Annotated in this window: 13 protein-coding genes and 1 pseudogene; 7 read left to right on the top strand and 7 right to left on the bottom strand. The window is 72.7% G+C overall.

All coding sequences use genetic code 11. From position 1 onward, the window contains the following. Positions 1–171: 171 nt before the first annotated feature. Complete coding sequence (locus ACO0M4_RS08675) at positions 172–1,062, top strand: MBL fold metallo-hydrolase (RefSeq protein WP_430369166.1); 891 nt, start codon at positions 172–174, stop codon at positions 1,060–1,062. A gap of 41 nt (positions 1,063–1,103) precedes the next feature. Here ACO0M4_RS08675 and ACO0M4_RS08670 read toward each other — a convergent pair whose 3' ends face one another. Both ACO0M4_RS08670 and argJ read right to left on the bottom strand, forming a co-directional pair. Next, positions 1,104–1,970: an arginase family protein gene (locus ACO0M4_RS08670; RefSeq protein WP_430369165.1), complete on the bottom strand. Its 867-nt coding sequence runs from the start codon at positions 1,968–1,970 to the stop codon at positions 1,104–1,106. Continuing rightward, complete coding sequence (argJ, locus tag ACO0M4_RS08665; RefSeq protein ID WP_430369164.1) at positions 1,967–3,157, bottom strand: bifunctional glutamate N-acetyltransferase/amino-acid acetyltransferase ArgJ; 1,191 nt, start codon at positions 3,155–3,157, stop codon at positions 1,967–1,969. Before argJ ends, ACO0M4_RS08670 begins: the two co-directional genes overlap by 4 nt. A gap of 415 nt (positions 3,158–3,572) precedes the next feature. Here argJ and ACO0M4_RS08660 point away from each other — a divergent pair, with 415 nt between their 5' ends. Then, positions 3,573–5,003 (top strand): glutamate-cysteine ligase family protein, encoded by a 1,431-nt coding sequence (locus ACO0M4_RS08660; protein WP_430369163.1) that lies wholly within the window; start codon positions 3,573–3,575, stop codon positions 5,001–5,003. Positions 5,004–5,035: 32 nt separating this feature from the next. On the opposite strand, the gene ACO0M4_RS08655 is transcribed toward ACO0M4_RS08660, so the two are convergent. The 3 genes from ACO0M4_RS08655 to ACO0M4_RS08645 all read right to left on the bottom strand — a co-directional run bounded on the left by ACO0M4_RS08655 (position 5,036) and on the right by ACO0M4_RS08645 (position 7,795). Further along, positions 5,036–5,611 carry a MarR family winged helix-turn-helix transcriptional regulator gene (locus ACO0M4_RS08655; RefSeq protein WP_430369162.1) on the bottom strand — a complete coding sequence of 192 codons (576 nt, stop codon included), beginning with the start codon at positions 5,609–5,611 and terminating at the stop codon, positions 5,036–5,038. 217 nt (positions 5,612–5,828) lie between these two features. After that, a complete protein-coding gene (locus ACO0M4_RS08650) occupies positions 5,829–6,755 on the bottom strand; it encodes a LysR family transcriptional regulator (protein ID WP_430369161.1) in 927 nt (308 codons plus the stop codon). Positions 6,756–7,135: 380 nt separating this feature from the next. Then, positions 7,136–7,795: a TetR/AcrR family transcriptional regulator gene (locus ACO0M4_RS08645; RefSeq protein ID WP_430369160.1), complete on the bottom strand. Its 660-nt coding sequence runs from the start codon at positions 7,793–7,795 to the stop codon at positions 7,136–7,138. A 106-nt stretch (positions 7,796–7,901) separates the two neighbouring features. Between ACO0M4_RS08645 and ACO0M4_RS08640 the strand changes: the two genes are divergently transcribed. From ACO0M4_RS08640 to ACO0M4_RS08630, 3 genes and pseudogenes are all read left to right on the top strand, one after another. Then, complete coding sequence (locus ACO0M4_RS08640; protein ID WP_430369159.1) at positions 7,902–8,831, top strand: zinc-binding dehydrogenase; 930 nt, start codon at positions 7,902–7,904, stop codon at positions 8,829–8,831. 96 nt (positions 8,832–8,927) lie between these two features. After that, positions 8,928–10,160: pseudogene (locus tag ACO0M4_RS08635) on the top strand (SpoIIE family protein phosphatase). A 413-nt stretch (positions 10,161–10,573) separates the two neighbouring features. Then, positions 10,574–11,320, top strand: a complete 747-nt coding sequence (locus ACO0M4_RS08630) for a response regulator transcription factor (RefSeq protein WP_430369158.1) — start codon at positions 10,574–10,576, stop codon at positions 11,318–11,320. Here the strand turns inward: ACO0M4_RS08630 and ACO0M4_RS08625 are convergent. After that, positions 11,289–13,148 carry a non-ribosomal peptide synthetase gene (locus ACO0M4_RS08625; RefSeq protein WP_430369157.1) on the bottom strand — a complete coding sequence of 620 codons (1,860 nt, stop codon included), beginning with the start codon at positions 13,146–13,148 and terminating at the stop codon, positions 11,289–11,291. The two genes, ACO0M4_RS08630 and ACO0M4_RS08625, sit on opposite strands and share 32 nt — an antisense overlap. A 385-nt stretch (positions 13,149–13,533) precedes the next feature. On the opposite strand from ACO0M4_RS08625, the gene ACO0M4_RS08620 reads away from it, so the two are divergent. Both ACO0M4_RS08620 and ACO0M4_RS08615 read left to right on the top strand, forming a co-directional pair. Continuing rightward, a complete protein-coding gene (locus ACO0M4_RS08620) occupies positions 13,534–15,573 on the top strand; it encodes an AMP-binding protein (RefSeq protein WP_430369156.1) in 2,040 nt (679 codons plus the stop codon). Further along, positions 15,570–21,593, top strand: coding sequence for an aminotransferase class III-fold pyridoxal phosphate-dependent enzyme (locus ACO0M4_RS08615; protein ID WP_430369155.1), 6,024 nt, complete (start codon positions 15,570–15,572; stop codon positions 21,591–21,593). Before ACO0M4_RS08620 ends, ACO0M4_RS08615 begins: the two co-directional genes overlap by 4 nt. A gap of 66 nt (positions 21,594–21,659) precedes the next feature. On the opposite strand, the gene ACO0M4_RS08610 is transcribed toward ACO0M4_RS08615, so the two are convergent. Further along, positions 21,660–23,303: a DUF885 domain-containing protein gene (locus tag ACO0M4_RS08610; RefSeq protein ID WP_430369154.1), complete on the bottom strand. Its 1,644-nt coding sequence runs from the start codon at positions 23,301–23,303 to the stop codon at positions 21,660–21,662. Positions 23,304–23,469: the final 166 nt, after the last annotated feature.

Here is a 23,469-nt window from a genome sequence, read left to right as displayed (position 1 = left end):
ACGGCCATCGTACCAAGTGCAGCTAGCCTAAATATTCCGAGCTTGAATGATTCAAACTTGATGCTTATGGTGGCGGTGCCGCCCCCCTCCCGGGGCGGCACCGGCGCCCCCGCCTCCGTGCGGAGCGCCCCAACGCCCCTGCCCACCTCGCCCTTCGGAGGGACCGCGACCATGAGCACTGCCGCACCGAGCAAGGACGAACGACTGCACCGACCGGCCATCCTCCGGTCGCTGCGGCTCGGCGAGACCAAGGTGACGTACGTACCGGACGGCGCGGTGCAGTTGATCCCGCGCCGCTGGTTGCCGGACACCACCGACGAGACCTGGGCCGCGCACCCCGCGTACCTGGACACCACCGGGAATCTGGTGGCGGGCGTGGGCGGCCTCCTGGTGGAGCGCGGCGACCGCGCGCTGCTGATCGACGCCGGCGTCGGGCCGCGGTCGTTCCCGGCCGAACCCGGCAACGCGCACGGCGCCCTGCACGGCGGCGCACTGCTGGACAACCTCGCCGCCCTCGGCCGCGCGCCGGCCGACATCGAGGCGGTGGCCTTCACCCACCTCCACACCGACCACGTCGGCTGGGCCTGGCACCCCGCCCCCGGCAGCGACCGTCCCGCCTTCGCGCACGCCGACTACCTGGTCGCCGAGCCCGAGTGGACCCATCGCGACCTGCTCGAAGCGCACGGCACCGGTCCGGAGATCCTGACGGCACTCGCACCGTACGTCCGGACCGTGGCGAACGGCGAGGAGGTCTTCCCGGGCGTGCGGATACGGTTCCTCCTCGGCCACACGCCCGGGCACGCCGTCTACGAGATCACCGCGGGCGGCCGGCGGTTGATCGCCTTTGGCGACGCCCTGCACTCGCCGATCCAGGTCGACCATCCCGAGTGGTTGGCGGCCCCCGACCACGACCCTGCGCTGGCCGCCGACGCCCGCCGCCGACTGGTCGCCGAACTCCGGGAACCGGACACCATCGGCTTCGGCATCCACTTCGCCGACGTGGTGTTCGGGCAGGTCCGGCCGGGTGGCGACGGCCCCGCCTGGCACCCGCTCGACGCCTGATCCGGGGCACCCGCCGCCCGGCCCACCGTGCCGGCGGCCGGCTAGCGGAAGGCCGGGCCCGCGAACAGCCGGCGCAACACGCCCTCCGCCGCAGCGGGTTCGGCCGCCGCGGAAGCGGCAGTGGCCGGCGCGTATTCGGTGATCCCGACCCCGGCGAGCGAGAAGCCGTCGGCGAGCGCCGTCAGGGCGTCCGCCAGCCGGTCGGGGTGCAGGCCCACCGGCTCCGGGCAGGACAGTCCGGCGAAGTGGCCGGGGTCCAACACGTCCAGGTCCAGATGGACGTAGACGTGCCGGGCGCCGGTGGCGGCCACGGTCGCGACCAGCCACGCCGGGTCGTCGAGAGCCGCGACCGACAGCGCCGGGATGCGGGCGGCGGCGAGGAACCGCCGCTCCTCGGCATCGAGCGCGCGCACCCCGGCGAGGACCAGCCGCCGGGCGGAGAGGCGTCCGTCCGGCGCGGGCAGCAGCGCCGCCGGGCCGTCCCCCAGCAGGGTGCGCAACACCATGCCGTGGAAACCGCCGGAGGGTGAGGTGGCCGGGGTGTTGAGGTCGGCGTGGGCGTCGAACCAGACGACGGCGAGGTCGTCCCCGTGGCGGGCCACCGCGTGGGACACCGGCCCGAGTTCGATCCCGCAGTCACCGCCGACCGTGCGCAGCGCCCCCTCGCCCCAACCGGCCAGGGCTTCCCTGGTGGCCCGCAACGAGGCCGTCAGGACGTCGAGATGACGCACCCCGCCCCCGGTGGGGCCCGGTCGGGGGCTGACGGCGACCACCGTGCGTCGGGTCGCGGGCAGCAACGCACTCAGGCGGTGCGCGCCGGCCGCCACCCGCTGCGGCGCGTCGGCCGCTGACCCCTGCCACTGGGGGACGACCAGTAGCCGGCCGGGGCGGTGGGCGGGCCGGGTCATGTCGTGTAGTCCGCGTTGATCCGGACGTAGCCGGCGGACAGGTCGCAGCCGAACACGGTTGCCGCACCGTCCCCGAGACCGAGGGTGATGGTGATGTCGACCTCGCTGCGGCGCATCGCGGCGGTGAGTTCCGCGAGCACGTCCGGGGTCGGCTCGGCCGGGTAGACCTCGGTGTCGCCGAAGGCGACGGTGACGCGGTGCGGCACGATGTCGCGGTCCTCGGTGTTCTTGCCGATGGCCATCAGGACCCGCCCCCAGTTGGGGTCCGCGCCGTGCACGGCGGTCTTGACCAGGGGCGAGTTGACGACGCTCTTGGCGATGCGCTTGGCCTGCGCGGTGTCGCCCGCCTCGGTGACGGTGACCCGTAGGAGCTTGGTGGCGCCCTCGCCGTCACTGGCGAGTTGGTGGGTGAGGTCCAGGCACAGGTCGGCGAGGGCCGCGGCGAACTCCGCCGGATCGACCGGGCCGGCCGCGCCGTTGGCGAGCACCGCCACGGTGTCGGAGGTGGAGGTGTCGGTGTCCACGCTCAGGCAGTTGAACGTCGCGTCGACGGCCGTCCGCAGCGCCCGGTCCAGGTCCGCCGCCGTGAGCGCGGCATCGGTGACGACATAGGCCAGCATCGTGGCCATGTTGGGTTCCAGCATGCCGACGCCCTTGGCGATGCCGACGATCCGGGCGCCGCCGACCTGGCGGACGGCGGTCTTCGGGCGGGTATCGGTGGTCATCATGGCCCGCGCCACGTCCAACGGCGCCGCGGTGAAGGCGTCGGTGCCGCGCCGCGCGGTCCGGTCGAAGTGCGCCCGGATGGTGTCCATGGGCAGCGGGCGCCCGATGACGCCGGTGGACCCGATGAGCACCTCGCCCTCCGGGACGTCCAGGATCCCGGCGACCCGGCCGACCACTTCGGCGGCGTGCTCGGCGCCCTGCCGGCCGGTGGCGACGTTGGCGTTCTGCGCCAGGGTGACCACGGCGCGCAGCCTCCGCCCGGCGGCGTGGGCGCGGCTGAGGACCACCGCGGGCCCGGCGAAGAGGCTCTTGGTGAACATCGCGGCACTGACGGCCGGGCGGTCCGAGGCCACGATCGATATGTCGTCGCCCTGGTCCCGGAGTCCGCCGTGCCCGGTGAAGGCCCGGAAGCCGACCGGCCATACGAGCCCCACACCATCAAGGGGATAGTCATGCGTCATACGGAATACTTTTGCAGGGAGTGGGTGGGCTGTCCAGCACTTTGCGCCTCCCGCATCGGGCCCGGGCGCACGCCACTTCCGCACGATGGCCCGATGCGGCGCATGCGAAAGCGAACAGGTTTGCGGCGAGCCGGCCCGGAACATGAATCAACCGCCCCGACGCCCTCCCCGCTCCACGCAGCGTCGTTCACCCCGGGCAAGGGGCCCTGTGTCGCGCAGCCGAGCAGGCCACCAGGCGAGGAAAGGGATTCCAACCCATGCCCCACGTGCCGCCGCTCATGTCGCCGCATTCCACCACCCCGTCCTTACCGACCGAAGCCTGCTCCCCCGCCCCACCCACCGACCGCCACCGCATCAACGGGGCGGAATTCGCGGTGAGTTGCCCGTCGCGCACCCTCGACACGCGCCCGCTCGGATGAGCCGGCCCACCCCCGGCCGGGACCGTGGGGCCACCGCCCCCGCACCCCGCCGGCGCATCGGTCTCGAACTCGAATTCCCGGTCGTGTCCCGCGCCACCGGCCGGGGCATGGACCGCGCCACGGCGGCGAAGCTGTGGCCCGCATTCGCCGCCAGGAACGCCTCGTGGACCCTCGCCCGGGAAGAGATCACCGGCATCACCCTCGGCGTGACCCGGCCCCACGGGGAGTACGCGGACCATGTGAACACCGACACCGGCATCTGCACCGTCGAGCTGTCCCTGGCCCCCGCGGAGACCGTCGGCCAGGCGGTGACGGCGGCCCACACCGTCCTGCACGACCTCCGCCAGGCCCTCGACCCCCTCGGCCACACCGTGCTCAGCGCCGGCATCCAGCCCCACACCTGGTTCGACTCCGCCCGTAAGACCCGCAAAGACTGGTACCTGCTGCTGGCCCGGCGCTGGCACTTCCACCACTGGTTCGTCCCGATCGCCTCCCACCAGGTGTCGGTCGACGTCACACCGCACGAGGCGGCCCGCGCGGTGAACGTCCTCAGCGGCTTCGCCGGGGTCTTCACCGCACTCACGGCCGGTTCACCGATCGCCCGGGGCCGGATCCAGCCGTGGAAGGAGACCCGGAACTGGGTGTGGCACGAACGGAGCGGGAGGGTTCCGGCCGAAGAGGCGCGGTACACCTCCAACGCCATTCCGGCGGCCCCCTACCCCGACATCGGGGCGTACATCGAGCACTACTGGGCCTCCCACATCTACTTCCTCACCAACCGCAAGAGCGGCGGCTGCGAGGTGCTCGGCGGCGCATCGTTCCGGGACTTCCTGCTGTCCCCGGAGCCGGTCCCGGCCCGACAGGCCACCGGCGAACGGATCATGGTCGCCCCCGAGCGGAACATGCTCGACCGCATCCACCAATACGGCTGGCCGGCCGCCAAGTTGCACTACGGCTTCGACTCCGGCACCCACCTCGACGACGTCCGCACCGCCCTCACCCAGCGCCGGATCGGGCCGTACTTCGAGGAGCACGCGGTCAACTGCTACGTGGAGAACCGCACCAGCGGCGTCGCCCCACAGGGAGAGGAAGGCGTCGCCGCGGCCCTGACCCTCGGACTCGTGGAACGGCTCGACGAGGCCGAGGCGCTGCTGCACAAGGTCCCCTGGGACGACTGGCGCACCCTGTGGATCCGCGCCAGCAAACACGGACTCGACGCGGAGGACTCCGCCTCGCTCGCTCGGATCCGGGAACTCCTGGAACTCGCCGCCGACGGCCTACGCGCCCGCGGCGCCGGGGAAGAGACCCACCTCGCGCCGCTGTTCACCCGCCTGGCGCGGCGCGAGACCCCCGCCGACCGGATGCTGGCGGCGTTCCGCGACGGCGGCGTCCCCCGCCTGCTCGACACCTTCGGCCACAGCGTCTGACACCACCCGGCCACGACACCGCCACCCCGCCCTCAGCCCTTCGACCGGCGCCGCCCACTACGCCGCGGCGCCGGCTCGGCCCCACCGAGCAGACTCAACCGCCGCTCCTCGCCGCGGCTTTCGACCTGCGCCACGACCCGGCGGAGCAGCTCCGCCACGCACCGGCACTCCCCGCCGTCGAGCTGCCCGGTGACGAACGCCTCCTCGGCGTTGAACTCGGGCACGACCCGGCACATCAGGGCCTCGCCCTCCGCCGTCAGGCGGAGCAACACCAGCCTGCCGTCGTCGGGGTGGTCGGCGCGCCGCAGCAACCCCCGGGACTCCAGGGTCCGGACGACACCGGTGAGGGTCCCCTTGGAGATCCCGACCTCCTCGGCCACGTGCCGGGTCTCCGACTCGCCCCGGATCCACACCACCCAGAGCACCACGAACGCGGTCCACGTCAGGTCCGAGCCGCGCAGCACGGAGTTCTCGACGTGCTGCCGTACCGCCGAGGCCGCGCGGTGAATGCCCGCGACCACCGCCATCTGCTCGTAGTGCACCGGAAGGCCGCCGAGCTTCACCTCGACCAGTCTCCCGACCTCCTCAACGGAACGCTGGCCCAGCACGGAACCCTCCTCCACCGGCGATGCACACCGTGCCCCGCGGTGCGGGCACGAGACCGTTCGGAGCCAAAATATACGCACTAATAGGGACAAATCGATGAACCACACGCCGAGGAGGGCAGGCCCGACCAGTTGCCGGCCGGGCTCGCAGCCCCTTCCGTCATGGCGGCGACGGTCGCGCTCCCCCTCTGCCGCACTCAAGGGCGGAGGGACACCGCCGTCACGCCGTTCCGTCGTTCCCCGTCCCCTCCCCCGGTTCCGGGAGGCAGTGCGACATGAAGGGCCGACTGGTGACGAAGTCCCGGAACTTCAGGGCGGCCGCGGACGCGTAGGCGTCCTCGTGCCAGACCAGGGTCAGGGTCCGGTGACAGTTGGGGGCGTCGACGCGCACCCAGGCGCCCTGGTGGCGGGTGGCGAGCTGGCGGGCCATGGCCGGCACGAGGCCGATACCGAGGCCGGCGCTGACCAGGTCTCCGCTGGCGCCCGGCTCGTCGCCCTCGCAGGACAGCTTCGGCGTGAGGCCCTCCGCGGCGAAGAGGCGCTCCAGGAGGGCGCGGGGCCAGGTCCCGATGCGGGTGGTGACGAAGGGTTCGTCGGCGAGCTCGGGGATGGTCACCCGGTCCCGGTCGGCCAGCGGGTGCCCGAGCGGCACGGCGAGCAGCACTTCCTCGCGCGCCAGCTCGACGGTGTGCAGGTTCGGACCGGTCAGCGGCTGGGACGCGATGCAGAAGTCGACCTCCCTGGCGCGCAGTCGGCGCTCCATCTCCTCCACGGTCGCCTGGAAGAGCCGTACCTCGGCGCGGGGGTAGGCGGCGCGGAAGCTGCCCAGGAGGCGGGCGAGGGTCAGCAGGGTCTCGGCGGCGACGGAGACCCTGCCCAGGACCTGGTCGCGGGCCTCGCGCAACGCGCGCCGCCCGTCGTCGAGTTCGCTCAGTGCGCGCTCGACGTGGCGCAGGAACGTCATGCCGTACTGGTTGAGCCGGATGCGGCGGCCCCGCCGGTCGAAGAGCGGCGTGCCCACCTCGGACTCCAGTCGGGCGATGGCGCGGCTGAGCGAGGGCTGGGCGACCCGTAGTTCCTCCGCGGCCCGGCTGACGTGCTCGTACCGGGCCACGACCTGGAAGTAGCGCAGCTGTAGGAGATCCATCGTCGACCTTTCCTTATGCCTGTTGAGCATCATCACATGGCAAAACCGGCCTTGGAGTGCACAAGCGAAGCTCTCCACCGTCGACGCAAGGGGCCCCCGCACGGGCTGCGGTCGGAGCGTCCGCCGCCTGTTCTCAGGGGAGCGGTGGCCCCCATCTCGCCCCCACCACCTGACGCCGCGCCGGCGGAAGAGGCGGCCTCGACGGGCGCTGGCCTGACGGTGCATCAGGGCGCGGCGGGCGAGTAAACCCCGCTGCCGGCCGCGCCGAACGAAACGACGAGGAGCGGAGCCGGGATGCAGCCGGCCGAACGCCGCCTGGTTCGGGAACTGCCCGGTCTGCGAGGCCCCTTGAGGGGTTCGGACGGGACGGGCGGGGGGGGTCAGGAGGCCGGGGCGGTCGTCAGGGTGAGGGCCTCGGGGAGGGCCGCGCAGGCGTCGCGGAGGTGGGTGGCCAGGTTGCCGCGGGTGGGGTCGCCGGGCAGGGACGACCAGCTGTCCAGTGCGCAGTGGAAGGCGGCGACGAGCAGGTCGACGGCGAGCCGTGGGCGGATGGCGTCCGTGGCCGGGAGGCCGAAGCGACGGTGGAGGACGTCGACCGCGGCGCGGCTGGTGTCCTGGCAGAAGCGCAGGCCGTGCGCGTCCATGGACGGGTTCTGGGCGGCCAGTCGGCGGCTGCGGCGGACGCGTTGCGGCCAGTCGGTGGCGGGCGCCGCGTCCAGCGCGGTGAGCAGCGCCTCCTGGAGCAGTTCCATGAGCGGTCCGCCAGTGGGCTCGCGGGTCTCCAGGTCGGCCAGAAAGGCCCGCCAGAGGTCCTGGAGCGGCGCCATGGCGACGTCTTCCTTGCTGGTGAAGTGCCGGAAGAAGGTGCGCTTGGAGGTGTCCACCGCATCACAGAGCTCGTCGAGCGTCACGCGGTGGAAGCCGCGCTCGGTGAAGAGCGTCAGGGCGGTGTCGACCAGGGCTTCCCGGGTCCGCAGCTTCTTGCGTTCGCGCAGCGGCAGGCGGTCTGCGGCGTCGAGCGGTGGAGGTGGGGTGCCCATGCCGGACAGCGTACCCGAGGGGTGAATGCCACTTGCGAGCAGATGCCACTGAGTGGCATAACTGGGATCACTGGTTCCCACCGTCTCGCGAAGGGTGCACCGCGCCATGCGTGCTCTGCTTGTCGACCACTCCGCCCCCACCGGCCTCCGGCTCGGCCAGGCACCCGAGCCCGAACCCGCGCCGCACCAGGCCCTGGTGCGGGTGGCGGCGACCTCCCTCAACTACGGCGAGGTGAGCACCGCCCTCCAGCAGGCCGCCGACGGCGCCGTCCTGGGATGGGACGCGGCCGGAGTGGTCGAGCGCGCGGCGGCCGACGGTTCCGGCCCGGCCGCCGGCACGCCCGTGGTGACCCTCGGACCGGCTGGCGGCTGGGCCGAACTCCGCGCCGTGGACACCGACTTGATGGGAGTGGCGCCCGACGGCGCCGACCCCGGAGCGCTCAGCACCATCCCGGTGGCCGGCACCACCGCACTGCGCGCCCTGCACCGCCTCGGCCCCCTCCTGGGACGACGCGTCCTGATCACCGGCGCCACCGGCGGCACCGGCCGCTACGCGGTCCAGCTCGCCCGACGCGGCGGAGCACACGTCACCGCCTCTACCGGCTCCCCGGAACGGCACGGCGCGGGCCTGCGCGACCTGGGCGCGCACGAGGTGGTGGCCGACCCCCGGCAGCTCACGGCCGCCGTGGACGGCGTCGTCGACCTCGTGGGGGGAGGGCAACTCGTCGACGCCTACGAGCGGTTGGCCGAAGGCGGCACGCTGGTCGCGGTCGGGCACTCCGCCCACGCGGACGAGACCTTCCCCTACGGGGCGCTCTTCGGCGACCAGGGGCGGCACGACCGCTCCCTCACCACGTTCTTCCTGCTCGCCTGCACCGGACTCGCCCGCGACCTGACGTGGCTCGCCGACCGGGTCGCGGCCGGCGAGCTCACCCCGCACCTCGCCTGGCGCGGCACCTGGGAGGACGCCGCCGACGCCGTCGACGCCCTGCTCGGCCGGCGGCTGCACGGCAAGGCCGTCCTGGACATCGGCTGAGCCGGGCGGCCCCGGAGCCGAGCCAGGTGGGCAGGGCGGGCCGGTGGTGCGTAGCGTGGTTGCTGAGGAGGGGCGGCCCTCTCTGGAGGCGCGTACGTGAGGCCGGAGATCGACTACCGGGCGCTGTTCGTCGCTACGCCGAGCCCGTACCTGGTGCTGGGTACGGACCTGGTGGTCGTCGACGTCAATGACGCGTACTGCCGGGCCACCGGCCGTTCCTGCGAGGAACTGGTGGGGCAGCACCTGTTCACCGCCTTCCCGGACAACCCCACGGACAGCTTGGCCGACGGGGTGCGCAACCTGCGCGCTTCCCTGGAACGGGTGCTGGCCACCGGCCGGGCGGACACCATGCCGGTGCAGCGCTACGACATCCCGGTGGTCCACCGGCCCGGGGGCTTCGAGGAACGCTGGTGGTCACCGATCAACACGCCGGTGCACGGACCGGACGGACAGGTGACGTCCTCCACCGGGTGGAGGACGTCACCGATTTCGTGCGTACCCGCCGGCTCCACGGCCGCGGCCCGTTGGCCGAGCGGGCGCAGAGCATGGAGGCCGAACTGTACGTCCGGGCCCGTGAACTGCAACGGCTCAACGACGAGCTGCGGGCCGCGCACGCCCGGGAGCGACAGGTCGCCGTCACCTTGCAGGAGGCGATGCTGCACTCCCCCGACCTGGCCCGGCACGAGGGCGTCGCGGTGCGTTACCTGCCGGCGGTCGGCTCGCTGAACGTGTGCGGCGACTGGTACGACACCGTCGACCTGGCCGACGGTCGCTTCTCGGTCGCCGTCGGCGACGTGGTCGGTCACGGCCTGGAGGCCGCCACCGTCATGGGCATGCTGCGCAGTGCGCTGTCCGCGGCCAGTCGGGCGGTGGCCGGGCCCGCCCAGGCGCTGGAGGTGCTGGGGCTGTACGCCCGCTCGGTGGACGGTGCCCTGGTGACGACCGCGGTCACCGCCTTGATCGACACCCGCTCGAAGCTGATCGTCTACTCCAGCGCCGGCCATCCGCCTCCCGTGCTGCTCAGCGCCCAGGGCACCCACCAGCTGCTGGACCAGGCGACCGACCCGCCGTTGGGGGCCCGGCCCGAGCACGTACCCCGCCCGCAGGCCGGCACTTCCTACCGCAGCGGCGACAACCCTCGTGCTGTACACCGACGGCCTCATCGAGCGGCGGGGCGAGGACATCGACACCGGGCTGGGCCAGCTCACCGACGCGCTGTCCACCATGAGCCACCTCAGCCCCCAGCGGCTGGCCGACGCCCTGCTCGCACGGCTCGGCGTGGCGGGCGGCGCCCGGGACGACGTCGCCCTCGTCGTCGTCCGCCTCTGACCCGCGGGCAGCCCCTCGCGGCCGCCGCCCCGCGTCGGGCCCGCCGGGGGGACAGAACCGCGCATGGGGCCTATGCCCGGAGATTATGCGACCGATGACCAACAGGTCTTGGACAACATCACAACGCCGCATGAAAGTTGAGGGGCCGGAGCTCGTGCCACACCGGATCACACGGCAAGGACGGTCTGATGTCTCACGCGTGCCCGATATCCGCCGCGTCCCCGACGCATCGGAACGCGACGCCGTGTCCCCTCCCCAGCACGTCGTCCGGCGCCCCGTCCCCTCTCCCCCACCCGTGCCGCGCCACGCACTGTGGAGTGCGATGACGACGGTGGGCGGCCGGCCCGGTCGTACTCACCGCCCGGGCCCTGCCCACCTCCCCCACGCAGCCGCGGGCACGAGAAAGGTTCGCTGTGGTACTCGCCGAATCCCACGTCCGTCCGGAGATCCGCCGGGAGAAACCCGTCAGGGTGGCCATCGCCGACCATCAGGAGTTCGCCCGCGTCGGGATCGGCGCGCTGTTGGAACGCGGCAAGGAGATCCAGGTGGTCGGCGTGGCCGAAGACTCTTCGGGGGCGTTGGACCTGGTGGCGAGGGAGCGGCCCGATGTGCTCCTGATGGATGCGTCGCTACCGCCCAAGGGGTGGCACGAAGTGAGCAGCGTCGTGCACCGGGCCGGACCGCGGCGATGGCACACCCGCATGATGGTCATGGTCGAACGGCACACCGACGACCTGTTACTGAGCGCCATGCGGGGCGGCGTCACCGGATACGTGCTCAAGGACTCCCCGGACTGGATCCTCTCGACGGCCATCCGCTCGGTCGCCGAAGGGGACACCTTCCTCGCGGGCTCGGTGATCCGCCGCCTCTTCTCCGGTTTCACCCTGCTGCCGAACGACGGCTCGGCCGGCCTGTCCGGGGAGTTGGCCGACCTCAACGAACGGGAGCTGCACGTGGTCCGCGGGATCGGCAGCGGACTGTCGAACCGGGAGATCTCCCGGCGCCTCGGCGTCGCCGAGAACACCGTCAAGTCGTACGTCTCGGTCATCATGGCCAAGCTCAAGGTGCGCAACCGCGTGGAAGTGGCGTTGACCGCCTGTCGGCTCGGCCTCGTCCCGCTGCGTTCGTTCACGGACGCGGAGCGCCCGCGGAACCCGTGACGGCCCCTGGGCGGTCGGCCGCCAGCAGTGCGTCCAGGTGCTGGGCGAGCTGCTCGATGCCGGGGTACTCGTAGAAGGCCGCCAGCGGGACGTCGAGTCCGAAGACCTCGGCCACCGCCCTCCGTACCCTCGGCACCTTCAGGGAGTCGCCGCCCAGGGCGAAGAAGTCCCCCTCCTGACCGTCCGCAGCGACGCCCAGGACGTGGGACCAGATGTCGGCCACCTTCCGCTGTGTGGCGGAGAGTTCGGCGGACCGGGCGTCCGATGCCCGCTCCGTGGTGGTCGCGTCCTGGGCGGTGGCCTTCAGGGTGCGCTTGTCCACTTTGCCGGAGACCGTCAGTGGCATCGCGTCGATCAGCACGAACCGGGCGGGCACCATGGCGTGCGGGAGGCGGGCCGCCAGTGCGGACCTCAACTCCGCGGGGGAGAGCGCGCCTTGTTCCCTCGGCTGGACGTAGGCGTACAGCTGTCGGTCGCCGGTGTCGCCGTCCACCGGGATGACCGCGGCGTGCAGGACGCCGGGGAGCTCCGCCACGGCCACCTCGATCTCGCCGAGCTCCACCCGGACACCGCGGATCTTCACCTGGTCGTCGATCCGGCCCTCGAAGACGAGGGTGCCGTCGGGCCGCCGGGCGGCGAGGTCGCCGGTGCGGTAGACCCGGTAGCCCGGTGCGTCGTGCGGATCCGGGAGGAAGGCGCGCTCGGTCTCCGCGGGGCGATGGAGATATCCGTGCACCAGGAAACGGCTGCGGACGCGTATTTCTCCGATCTCGCCGTCCGGTACGAGGGTGCCGTCCTCGTCGCACAGCAGCACTTCACGGCCGGGCAGCGGAATGCCGATGGGCACCGTTCGGGAATCGTCGGGGCTTTCCGTGATGCGGTGGTAGGTCGCCAGAATGCATTCGGCCGGTCCGTACATGTTGAAGAGGTCGGCCCGTGGGAAGACCCGCCGTGCCTCCTGCGCCAGCGCCGGGGACAGGGCTTCGCCGGCGATGGTGATACCGCGCAGGGCGTCCAGGGTGGCGTGCCCGTCCGTGGCCGCCACCGCGTCGAACAGCGCGCGATACAGGCTCGGTGCGGTCTGAATGTGGGTCACGTCATGGCGTCGTATCCAGTCGAGCACCAGATGCACATCGGCCTTCACGGACGGCGGCGGCATCACCAGTGTCGCGCCGGTACCGACGGCGGAGAAGATCTCCACATAGGAGGCGTCGTAGACGAACTGTGCCCATTGGAGCACCTTCGACCGTTCGGTCATACCGACTTCCGCCGTGAACCAGCGGGTGAACTCATCGATATTGGCGCGGCGCTGAACGATGCCTTTCGGCGTGCCGGTCGAGCCCGACGTGTAGACGATCACGGCGGTGTCCTCGGGGACGGCCCGGGCCTGGCGGCGTCGGCCCAGGCGCTCGACGGCGGCGGTCGCGGTCCCGTCGATCTGCACGACGGCGAGATCCGGTCCGGCGAGGTCGCGGACCATGCCGTCCCCGCGGCCGCCGGCGTCGGTCACCAGGCAGCCGGCCCCGGAATCGGCGAGCACGGTGCGGTTCCGGGCGGCCGGCTGCGCGCCGTCCAGCCAGACGAAGGCGGCACCGGTCTCCACCGTCGCCAGCATCGCCGCCACCGCGTCCGGTCCGCGTTCCAGGCTGAGCGCCACCGTCGTGCCCGCCTCGGCACCGGTGAAGGCCAGGACATCGGCGTAATGGTCGATGCGGTCGCGCAGTTGGCCGTACGACAGGATTTCGCCGTCGGAAATGATGGCGGGGCGGTCGTCGCCTTTTCGGATTCGGTTCGTGAAGTCCATCTGCTGGTGTGTGGAGATGCCCACGCCGCACGCTCCGTTCTGGTGACATCGGGGATATTCACGCACCAGGGCAATGGCCCGTATGAGGTGCGTCGAAGAGTGCATCGACCGGAGAGCGGTCAACTTCGGGCAGATTATGGGCGGGCCGGAAAGCGGGTCAAGTGGCGTGTTATTTTCCGGAGTTGTTCGGCTACTTCCGGGCGGGCGGAGAAGTACCAACGAAGATGCCCGGATATGCGGAGGTGCCGGGTCGGCCATGAATAGGGAGGTCCGACATTGACGCTGGCCGGGCACCGCGTAAAAGATCCTCGCGGTACATCGTGAACTTCCGGGAGAACCCCTTGGTAAGGAGTGCACGGAACTCCGACCAGGCGCCTCCTGGTGTGACCGGCGAGGGGAAGACACTGGAATGAATACGGCGAGCCATCCCGAGACATCTCCCGGGAATCTGGTGGAGGCCCTGCGGCGTCGTGCCGAGCGGAACCCGGACGGCGTTCTCTACACGTTCCTGCGCAATGGTGAGGAGGCGGCGGAGAGCCTCACCTGTAGCGCGCTGGACCGGGCGGCGCGAGCCCGAGCCGTCCAGCTGCGGAACGCGGGGCTCGCCGGCACCAACGTGCTGCTGGCCCACCCCCACGACCTGGAGTTCGTCCGCGCCTTCGCCGGCTGCCTCTACGCCGGCGTCGCGGGCGGCCCGGTCAAGTTCCCGCGCAGCAAGCACGACCTGCGGCGACTGCTGCCGGTGGCCCGGGCCGCCGGGACGACCACGGTGCTCACCACCCGCGCCGGTCACCAAGAGCTCCTGGAGCGCTTCGGGGACGCGGCGGAACTGCGTGACCTCCAGTGGATCGAGACCGACGCCGTCGACGGGTCGGCGGCCGACGACTGGACTCCGATCGAGGTCGCGGGGAGCGACCTGGCGCTGCTCCAGTTCACCTCCGGATCCACGGGGCAGCCCAAGGGCGTCATGGTCTCGCACGACAACTTCGCCCGGCAGTCGTCGGAGATGAACGACGCCCTGGCCATCGGGAGCGACGGCGTCCTCGTCTCGTGGGCGCCCTTCTTCCACGACCTCGGCCTGGTGTTCAGCGTCGTCAACCCGCTGTGGCTCGGCACACCCGTCTACCTGATGGCGCCGGAGTCCTTCATCCGCCGCCCCCGGCGACTCCTCGAAGCCCTCTCCCGGTTCCGCGGCACCCACTGTGGCGGCCCCAACTTCAGTTACGACCTCTGCGTGCGCAGTGCGGCGGACGACGTGGACCAACTCGACCTGTCGAGCTGGCGGGTGGCCATCAACGGCGCCGAAACGGTGCGGGACGCCACGCTGCGGACGTTCGCCGAGACCTTCAAGTCCGCGGGGTTCGACCCCCAGGTGGCCACTCCCGTCTACGGCATGGCCGAGACCACGCTCATCGTGACGGCCAAGCGCCTCGGGGAGGAACCGCGGACCCTGTGGGTCTCGGCGAGCTCCCTCGCGAACGACCGGATCGTTCCGGTGGCTCCGCAGAGCCCCGACGCCACGCCCGTCGTCAGCTGCGGCGTCACCCAACCGGGCACCCGGGTGCGGATCGTCGACCCGGTGCGGGCCCTGCCGCGCGACGACGGCGAGATCGGGGAGATCTGGGTGCAGGGCCCCTGCATCACCGGGGGGTACTGGAACCTTCCGGACGTCACCGAGGAGACCTTCGGGGCCCGGATCGCCGGGCAGGAGGCGGAGGGCACCTTCCTGCGGACCGGTGACCTGGGTTTCCGGTACGACGGGGAGCTGTTCGTCGCCGGACGCCTGAAGGACGTGATCATCCTCCAGGGGCACAACCACTACCCGCAGGACATCGAGTACGTGGCCGAGAGCTGCCACCCCTCCCTGGCCAGTGGCGCATCGGCCGCCTTTCCGATCGAACGCGACGGCGAGGAACGGCTCGCCGTGGTCGTCGAGGTGGCCGGCGGGGTGGCGAAGGAGATCGGCGCCGAAGCCCTGACGCAGCAGGTCAGGGACGCCGTCTGGGAGGACTGCCAGATCACCGCGGCCGAGGTGGTGATCGTGCGCCGGGGCGCGCTGGCGAAGACCACCAGCGGCAAGATCCAGCGTCGCGAGTGCCGACGCCGCCTGGAGAGCGGGGAGTTCGACCGCTCGACGCTGGCCACCCTGAGTGCCGCCCCCGGCCGCCCGGCCCCCGGCAGCACACCCACCGCCGCGCCCGCGCTGCCCGGCACCCTCCTCAGGCCGCTGGTGCGCACCCTGCTCTCCCGCATCGTCGGCGTTGCCCCGGCGGAGATCGTCGACGACCGGTCCTTCTCCCACTACGGCCTCAACTCGATCGGCGCTGAGCAACTCGCCGCAGCCCTGGAGCCCGTGGTGGGGCGGCCGGTGCCGGTGATGCAGGTGCTCAACCACGCCACCGTCGACCACCTCACCGCCGCGCTGGGCACGTCGGGAGGGGCGGAGTGAGCAGCGCGCCCGACACCGCCCGCGGTACCGTCGCCGACCCGGCCGGGCACGACATCGCGGTCGTCGGGATGGCCTGCCGCTTCCCCGGTGGGGTGCGCAGCCCCCAGGACCTGTGGCGGCTCTCGCTGGCGGGGGCGGACGCCGTCGCCGAGATCCCGCGGTCCCGCTGGCAGGCCGCCGACCGGTATGCGCCGGATCCGGAGCAGCCGGGTGCGATCAGCACCAAGTGGGCCGGCTGCATCGAGGACGTGGACCGTTTCGACGCCGGCTTCTTCGGCATCTCGCCGCACGAGGCCCGGCAGATGGATCCGCAGCAGCGGTTGCTGTTGGAGACGGCGCACGAGGCACTGGAGGACGCTGGTGTGCCCCGGCGCTCTCCGCTGCTGGCCGGCGGCGGCGTCTTCGTGGGCATCAGCGGCAGTGACTACGGCCGGCTGCTGGGCCGGGACCTGGCGGCCGTGGACGCGCACTTCAGCACCGCGCAGGCCAGCTCGATCGCCGCGAACCGCCTGTCCTACGTCTTCGACATGACCGGACCGAGCATGGCGGTGGACACCGCCTGCTCCTCCTCGCTGGTCGCCGTGCACCTCGCCGTGCGCAGCCTGCGGGCCGGGGAGTGCGGGCTCGCCCTCGCGGGCGGTGTCAATGTGGTGCTCGCGCCCGACCAGTGGGTGTCGGTGTCCAAGGCGGGCATGATGTCGCCGACCGGCCGGTGCCGCTCCTTCGGGGCCGAGGCCGACGGGTTCGTCCGCAGCGACGGCTGCGGTGTGGTGGTGCTCAAGACACTGGCCCGGGCGCGCGCCGACGGCGATCGGGTGCTGGGCGTGATCCGGGGCTCCGCGGTCAACCAGGACGGCAGCAGCAACGGCCTGACGGCACCCAACGGCCCCGCCCAGGAAGCGGTCATCCGCGCGGCGTTGGCCGATGCCGGTACCGATCCCGCACGGATCGGCCTCGTGGAGGCGCACGGTTCCGGCACGCCGCTGGGCGACCCCATCGAGATCGGTGCCCTGGCCGCCACGTACGGGCGGGCCGGCGAGCCGACCGACCCGTGCCTGGTGACGTCCGTGAAGTCCAACCTCGGCCACACCGAGGCCGCGGCGGGCATGGCCGGGCTGATCCGGCTCCTGCTGTGCCTGGGTGCCGGGCAGGTGCCGCAGACGCTGCACACCTCCGCCCTGAATCCGCGGCTGCCGCTGGACGGCACCCGCTTGGCCATCGCGCAGCGGACGGAGGCATGGCGGGCCCCAGGGCCGCGGGTCGGCGCGGTGAGCTCCTTCGGGTTCGGCGGCACCAACGCGCACGTCATCGTCGAGCAGCCCGCCCCGGCACCGGCCCGGGAGCCGTACCGACCGCCCGCGCCGCACGTGCTGCCGCTCTCCGCCGCCGCCCGGGAACCGTTGGCGGAACTCGCCGCCCGCTACCTGACGGCCCTGGACGCCCTGCCGGACGGCGATCAGGGGCTGGGCGACCTGTGTTACAGCGCCGCGGTGTGCCGCGGGCACCACCCGGTCCGGGCCGCGTTCACCGGCCGGGACCAGGCGGAGCTACGGCGACAGGTGGCCGCCTTCCGGCAGGACGCCCCGGGCCCGGACGCCCCGACCACGACGGGCGGCGCACCGTGGCGGGACACCGTCTTCGTCTTCTCGGGGCAGGGGCAGCAGCTGGCCGGGAGCGGCGCGGACCTGTTGGCCGAGCCGGTGTTCGCCGCGCACGCCCAACGCTGCGCACGGGCCTTCGACGCGGAACTGGGCGTATCCGTCCTCGACGAGCTGAGCCGGGACGCCGGGGCGGCCGACCCGTCCGCCGGGCGCACCGACGTCGAGCAGGCGCTGCTGTTCACCCTCCAGACCGGACTGGCCCGGCTGTGGGAGTCGTTCGGGCTGACGCCCGCCGCGGTGCTCGGGCACAGCGCGGGCGAGGCGGCGGCGGCCCACGTCAGCGGGCTGCTGGACTTCGACGCCGCGACCGCCCTGGTCCTCGCGCGCGGCGCGGCCATGCAGTCCGCGTCGGGCGCGGGGCGCATGGTGTCGGTGTCGGCCCCGGTGGAGGACGTCGCCCCGCTGCTGGCGGGGTACGGGGACGCGCTGGTGATCGCGGTGGAGAACGGGCCCCGCAGTGTGGTGGTCTCCGGGCCAGCGGCCGCGGTGCGGGAGTTCACGGACGAGGTGGCGCGCCGCGGGTTCTCCCACCGGCCGCTGCCCGGCGAATTCGCGTTCCACAGCCCCGCCATGGCGTCGGCGGCCGCCGCACTGCGCGGTACCGGCGCGGGCCGGCCCACCGGCCCGTGCGCGGTGCCGTTCTTCTCGTCCGTCACCGGTGCGCTGTTCGACGCCGCGCGGCAGGACCCGGGGCACTGGGCGGACGGCGTCGCGGGGCGGGTGCACTTCCGGCAGGCCGTGCGATCGGCGGTCACCTGGGGCTTCGGCAACTTCCTCGAAATCGGGGCGCGTCCGACCTTGGAGGGCGCGGTGCGCGCCACCGCCGCCGAGGCCGGTACGGCGGCACAGGTGCTGCACGGTGCGCGGCCCCGCGGTGACGGTGCGGCGGGCCCCCGCGCCGTACTCGCCGAACTGTACGTACGCGGCGCCCACCTCGACTGGCAGGCGGTCTGCGCCGGGGGCCGCTACCTGCCGGGCACGCCCGCGTACCCCTGGCAGCGGCCGCGCCACTGGGCGCTGCCGGACCGGCCCGGCGCCGACGCGGAGCGCGCCGCCCCGACGGACCACGAGCCGACGCCCCCGGGCGTCAACAGGAGGAATCCCTTGACAGAGCAGCACGACTGGGCGGTCGACGAGGTCCGTGGCGCACTCTCGCAGGTGCTCGGCCATCCGCGGGAGGACATCGCGGAGCGGGCCCGGTTCCTGGAGCTGGGCGCCGACAGCATTCTGTTGCTGCGCCTGGTGACCGCGGTCAACGAGCGGCACGGCACCGCGTTCAAGGCGCACGACCTCTTCGAGACGTACGCGACGGTCGGCGACCTCGCCGCGGCCCTGGCGAAGGAGTCCGCAGCCCCGAGCCCGGCGGAGCCCGTCCCACCCGTGACGGCCGCACAGCCCGTCGTCCCGGCGGCACCGCGGCCCACCACGACGCCCGCCACGACGCCCGCGACGACGCCCGCGACGGCCATTGTCGAGCAGGTGGTGCGCGATCAACTCGCCCTGATGCAGCAGCAGTTGTCGCTGCTCGGGCAGTCCTCGGAGGGGGCGCCGACGCCGTCGGCCGCCGCCCTCCCCGCGGCGCAGGCCGGCCCCCCGGCGGTGGCCACGCACCCCGCCCCGGCGACGCCACCGACACCCGTCCGTGCGAGCGCCCGCCCCAGCGCGGCGGCGGCCGGCAGCGGGCTGACCAGGCGTCAGCAGGAATACGTGGACGGCATCGTCCGGCGGGTGGAGGGGCGCAGTCCGCGGTCGAAGCAGCTCGCCGGTCGCTACCGCAAGCACCTGGTGGAGAGCCGCACCTGGGCCAACTTCCGCCCGGAGCTGAAGGAACTCAACTTCCCCATCACCGTGCGGCGGGCCCGCGGTGCCCGTTTCTGGGACGTGGACGGCGCCGAGTACACCGACTACTGCCTGGGCTTCGGCGTGCACTTCCTCGGCCACAACCCGCCGTACGTCGAGGAGGCCGTCGCCCAGCAGTTGGGGCGCTCGGTGTCACTGGGCCCGCAGCAGGAGCTGACCTACCGGGTCGCCGAGCAGTTCTGCCGGGTGACCGGGCACGACCGGGTGACGTTCACCAACACCGGTTCGGAAGCGGTCATGGGCGCGGTCCGGCTGGCCCGGCTGGCCACCGGCCGGCCCAAGGTGGTCTATTTCGAGAAGTCGTACCACGGCATCACCGACGGGATGCTCGGGCGGGGCACCGGGGAGTTCGGTGGCGTCGACCCGATCTCCCCCGGCCTGTCGGGCGGTTCGCTGGCCGATGTGGTGGTGCTGCCGTACGACGATCCGGCCTCCCTGGACTACCTCCGGGCGCATGTCCACGAGATCGCCGCGGTCCTGGTCGAGCCGGTCCAGGCGCGCAACCCGGTGACCCAACCCGTGGCGTTCCTGCGCCAGTTGCGGGAGCTGACCGAGACCACCGGCACCGTTCTGATCTTCGACGAGATGATCACCGGCTTCCGGGTCGGGATCCGCGGCGCGCAGGGCCTCTTCGGCATCACCCCCGACCTGGCCACGTACGGCAAGGTCCTGGGCGGTGGGCTGGGCATCTCGGCCATCGCCGGGAAGAAGGCGCTGCTGGACGGTCTGGACGGCGGTGACTGGTCCTACGGTGACGACAGCGCACCGTACGCGGAGACCACGCTGTTCGGCGGGACGTTCCAGAAGCATCCGCTGTCGATCGCCGCGGCCGGCGCCGTGCTGACCCACCTCGAAGAGCACGGGGAGCGCCTCTACCAGGAGGTCAACGACCGGGCCGCCGGACTCACCGGCGCACTGTCCGACCTCTTCCGGCAGCGCGAACTCCCCTACTCCGTGGCCACCTTCGGCTCGCTGTGGCGCTTCCAGTACGGCGGGCTCTCCAATCTGTACCAGCCGCTCCCCCTGGAAATGCTCTACCACAGCCTGCTCGCGGACGGCCTGTACGTCTGGGAGGGCCGGACGTTCTTCCTCTCCACCGAACACACCGACGGCGACGCCGAACGGTTCCTGGCCGCGGTGGACCGGAACCTCGACGCGCTGCACGAGGCCACCTTCCTCACCCTGGGCGGCGCGGACCGGCCCGATCGGACGGCGTCGCCCGCGGTCCCCGCGCCGCCGCGCACCCAGTGGCCGATGTCCGCCCAGCAGCGGGAGCTGTGGGCGCTGTGTCGGCGCGCGGAACCGGACTCGGTCGCCTACAACGAGGCGGTGGTGCTCGAACTGCACGGCCCGGTGGACGACGCGGCCCTGGGCACGGCCCTGGCGGCCGTGCGGCAGCGGCATCCGGCCCTGCGCGCCGTGTGCTCGCCCGACGGCGCACAGTTGAGCGTCGTCGAGACCGCGGACGAGGTGCTGCGGCACGCCGAAGCGGCCGACGACACCGCGGCCGAGTCGGCCATCGACGCCTTCGTGAACGCGCCGTTCGCCTTCGAGGCCGGGCCGCTGTTCCGCTGCCTGCTGCTGCGGCGCGCCGAGGACCGCAGCGACCTGGTGATCGCCGCCCACCACCTCGTCTTCGACGGGACGTCCGTCAGCACGGTCCTCACCGATCTGGTCGCCGCCTACGCGCAGGCGGCGGAGGGAGTGGACCCGGCGGCGGAGGTCACCGTCCGGCAGCCCGTGGCGCTGCCGGCCGGCCCGGTGTCGGCGGACCTGGTGGGCTACTGGCGCCGGCGGCTCGCTGACTCCCCCGCTCCCTTGTGGGGTGCCGGCCCGGCCGCAGACGGCGCCCGGCCCGGCCGTCCGACCCGTCGGACGTTCCAGCTGGAGCAGGAGGTGTGGGACGCCGTGACCGCGCGCTGCCCCGCGCTGCGCTGCACCCCGTTCATGGTGGCGTTCAGCGCCTTCACGGCGGCGTTGCACGCCACCTGCGGCCGGGACGACCTGGTGGTGTCGGTCCCCGTCGATCAGCGGCCCGGCGAGCGGGAGCGGGACTGGGTCGGGCACTACGTCAGCTACGTGCCGGTGCGCAGCACGGCGGGGGCCGCCGACGTGCGGGCCCACCACGACCGGACGAGCCGCCTGCTGACCCAGGACCTCGGGCACGCCGATGTCCCGCTGCACACCGTGCTGGACGCGTTGGAGCAGGAGGGCACCGTGCCGGACGCCTGGCGCACGCGCCAGGACGTGACCTCCGTGGTGTTCGATCTCAACCCGGCCGTCCCCGCGGTGAAGTTGGGCACGACCACCGGCGAGCTGCGGTTGCCGGAGGTGGCGGAGGCCAAGTTCGACCTCTTCTTCGACGTCATCCCCGTCGAGGGCGGGGTCCTGGTCGACATCATGCACCGGGACCACGTGCCCGCCGGGGACGTGGAGCGCCTGTGGACGCAGTGGTGCGCGGCGCTGCGGCGGATCATCGAGGACACCGCGGTGGACTGAGCCGGGCGGGGGGCCGGGGCGGGCGTGGTGGTGCATCGCGCCCGCCCCGGCCGCGGCCGGCACCGGTCAGGCCGCGGCGAGTTGTGCGCGCAGCGTGTCCAGGCCCATGGACCCCAGTTCCAGGGCCCGCCGGTGGAACGCCTTGAGGTCGAAGGCGTGACCGTGCCGGGCGCGCGCCTCGTCCCGGGCCGCCAGCCACAGCCGCTCGCCGATCTTGTACGCGGGGGCCTGCCCGGGCCAGCCGAGGTACCGGTCGATCTCGTCCCGGGCCTGGTGGGGGTCGGCGAGGGTCCGCGTCAGCAGAAACTCCAGGCCCAGGGCGGGGGTCCAGCGCGCACCCTCGTGGAAGCCACAGCCAGCCGGAATCCGCAACTGGAGATGCATGCCCACGTCCACCACGACGCGGGCGGCCCGGAACAGCTGCGCGCCGAGCATGCCCAGCAGTTCGCCCTCGTCGTCGAGGTGGCCCAGTTCGCGCATCAGACGTTCGGCGTACAGGGCCCAGCCCTCACCGTGCCCCGGCACCCAACACAGCAGCCGCTGATAGGAGTTGAGGCGGTCCGCGCGGTGCACGGCGGTGCCGATCTGGAGGTGGTGGCCGGGCACGCCCTCGTGGTACACGGTGGTGGTCTCCCGCCAGGTGGCGAACACCGCACGGTCACGCGGCACCGACCACCACATGGTGCCGGGCCGGCCGAAGTCCTGGCTGGGGCCGTTGTAGTAGGCGCCGACGCCGCCACCGGACGGCGCGATCCGGCAGCTGAGCGTCATCAGCTCGTCGGGGATGTCGAACTCGGTACCGCGCAGCCGGTGCAGGGCCCGGTCCGACAGCTCCTGCATCCATGCGCGCAGCCCTTCCCGGCCGTGCACCTGGTAGCGGGGGTCGTCGTCGAGCAGCGCGGCGGCCTCGGCCGGTGTCGCCCCGCTGCGGATCCGCCCGGCGACCTGCCGCAGCTCCTCCTCGATGCGGAGGAACTCCGCCCATCCCCAGGCGTAGGTCTCGTGCGGATCGAGCCGGGCGCCCGTGCAGGAACGGGATGTGAGTTGGTAGGTGTCGGCGCCGACGGCGTCCCGCTCCGGTGCCCGGGGCGCGAGCCGGTCGCGGAGGAAGCCGGCGAAGTCCGCGTACCCCTCGGCGGCGGCCCGCGCCCCGGTCTCCAGGGCGGTGTGCAGCGGGCCGGTCAGCCCGTGCGCCGACGCGGGCGCGGTGACCGTGGTGAAGTACGACGGTTCGCCGCGCAACCCGGCCCAGCGCGCGCACTGTTCGGCCACCTGCCGCACCTGCCGCACGGCCGGCGCCGTGCCGCGGTCCACCGCGGTCAGCAAGGAGGCGCGCAGCCCGGTCAGGGCGGCGGGCACCTGCGCCAACCGGGCCGCCACGGCCGCCCAGTGCTCCGGCGCGTCTGCGGGCATCAGGTCGAACACTTCCCGCAGGTGCTGAACGGGGCTGAACGTCACGTTCAGGGCCGCCAGGTCGAGACCGGCGGCGTGCTCCTCCTGGAGCAGCCGATGGCGTTCGAGGAAGACGGCCCGGGCGACGGTCTCGGTCTCGTCGGCGGGAGTGGCGGCCTCGATCCGGCGCAGCGCCCGGGCGCTCAGGTCGGCCCGCGCCTCATATCCCGCCGGCGAGAAATCCGTCAACTCCCGCTCATTTCCCGGGATACCGAGATAGCTGGCCATGATCGGATCGAGTTTCGCGTAGTCGGCCACATACGCGTCGCATATTCTGTGCACCTCTCCGGGAGTGCTGCACGCATCACTGTCATTCGGGGAATGCAATCCCACGCTGGTCCTCCCGAGGGCAGGCGGAATACCGCTCCGTAGAGTCGGGAACATCGGGTAGTGAGCCGAGGGTATCGGCTGACCGGCAGCGTAT

The sequence above is a fragment of the Streptomyces sp. RGM 3693 genome (genome assembly GCF_050471125.1).
Classification (GTDB): Bacteria; Actinomycetota; Actinomycetes; order Streptomycetales; family Streptomycetaceae; genus Streptomyces.
This window is presented reverse-complemented; position numbering and strand designations above follow the sequence as displayed.

Coding starts and splice junctions, on each gene's coding strand:
- ACO0M4_RS08675 (WP_430369166.1), top strand. CDS start 172: ATGAGCACTGCCGCACCGAGCAAGGACGAACGACTGCACCGACCGGCC.
- ACO0M4_RS08670 (WP_430369165.1), bottom strand. CDS start 1,970: ATGACCCGGCCCGCCCACCGCCCCGGCCGGCTACTGGTCGTCCCCCAG.
- argJ (WP_430369164.1), bottom strand. CDS start 3,157: ATGACGCATGACTATCCCCTTGATGGTGTGGGGCTCGTATGGCCGGTC.
- ACO0M4_RS08660 (WP_430369163.1), top strand. CDS start 3,573: ATGAGCCGGCCCACCCCCGGCCGGGACCGTGGGGCCACCGCCCCCGCA.
- ACO0M4_RS08650 (WP_430369161.1), bottom strand. CDS start 6,755: ATGGATCTCCTACAGCTGCGCTACTTCCAGGTCGTGGCCCGGTACGAG.
- ACO0M4_RS08645 (WP_430369160.1), bottom strand. CDS start 7,795: ATGGGCACCCCACCTCCACCGCTCGACGCCGCAGACCGCCTGCCGCTG.
- ACO0M4_RS08640 (WP_430369159.1), top strand. CDS start 7,902: ATGCGTGCTCTGCTTGTCGACCACTCCGCCCCCACCGGCCTCCGGCTC.
- ACO0M4_RS08620 (WP_430369156.1), top strand. CDS start 13,534: ATGAATACGGCGAGCCATCCCGAGACATCTCCCGGGAATCTGGTGGAG.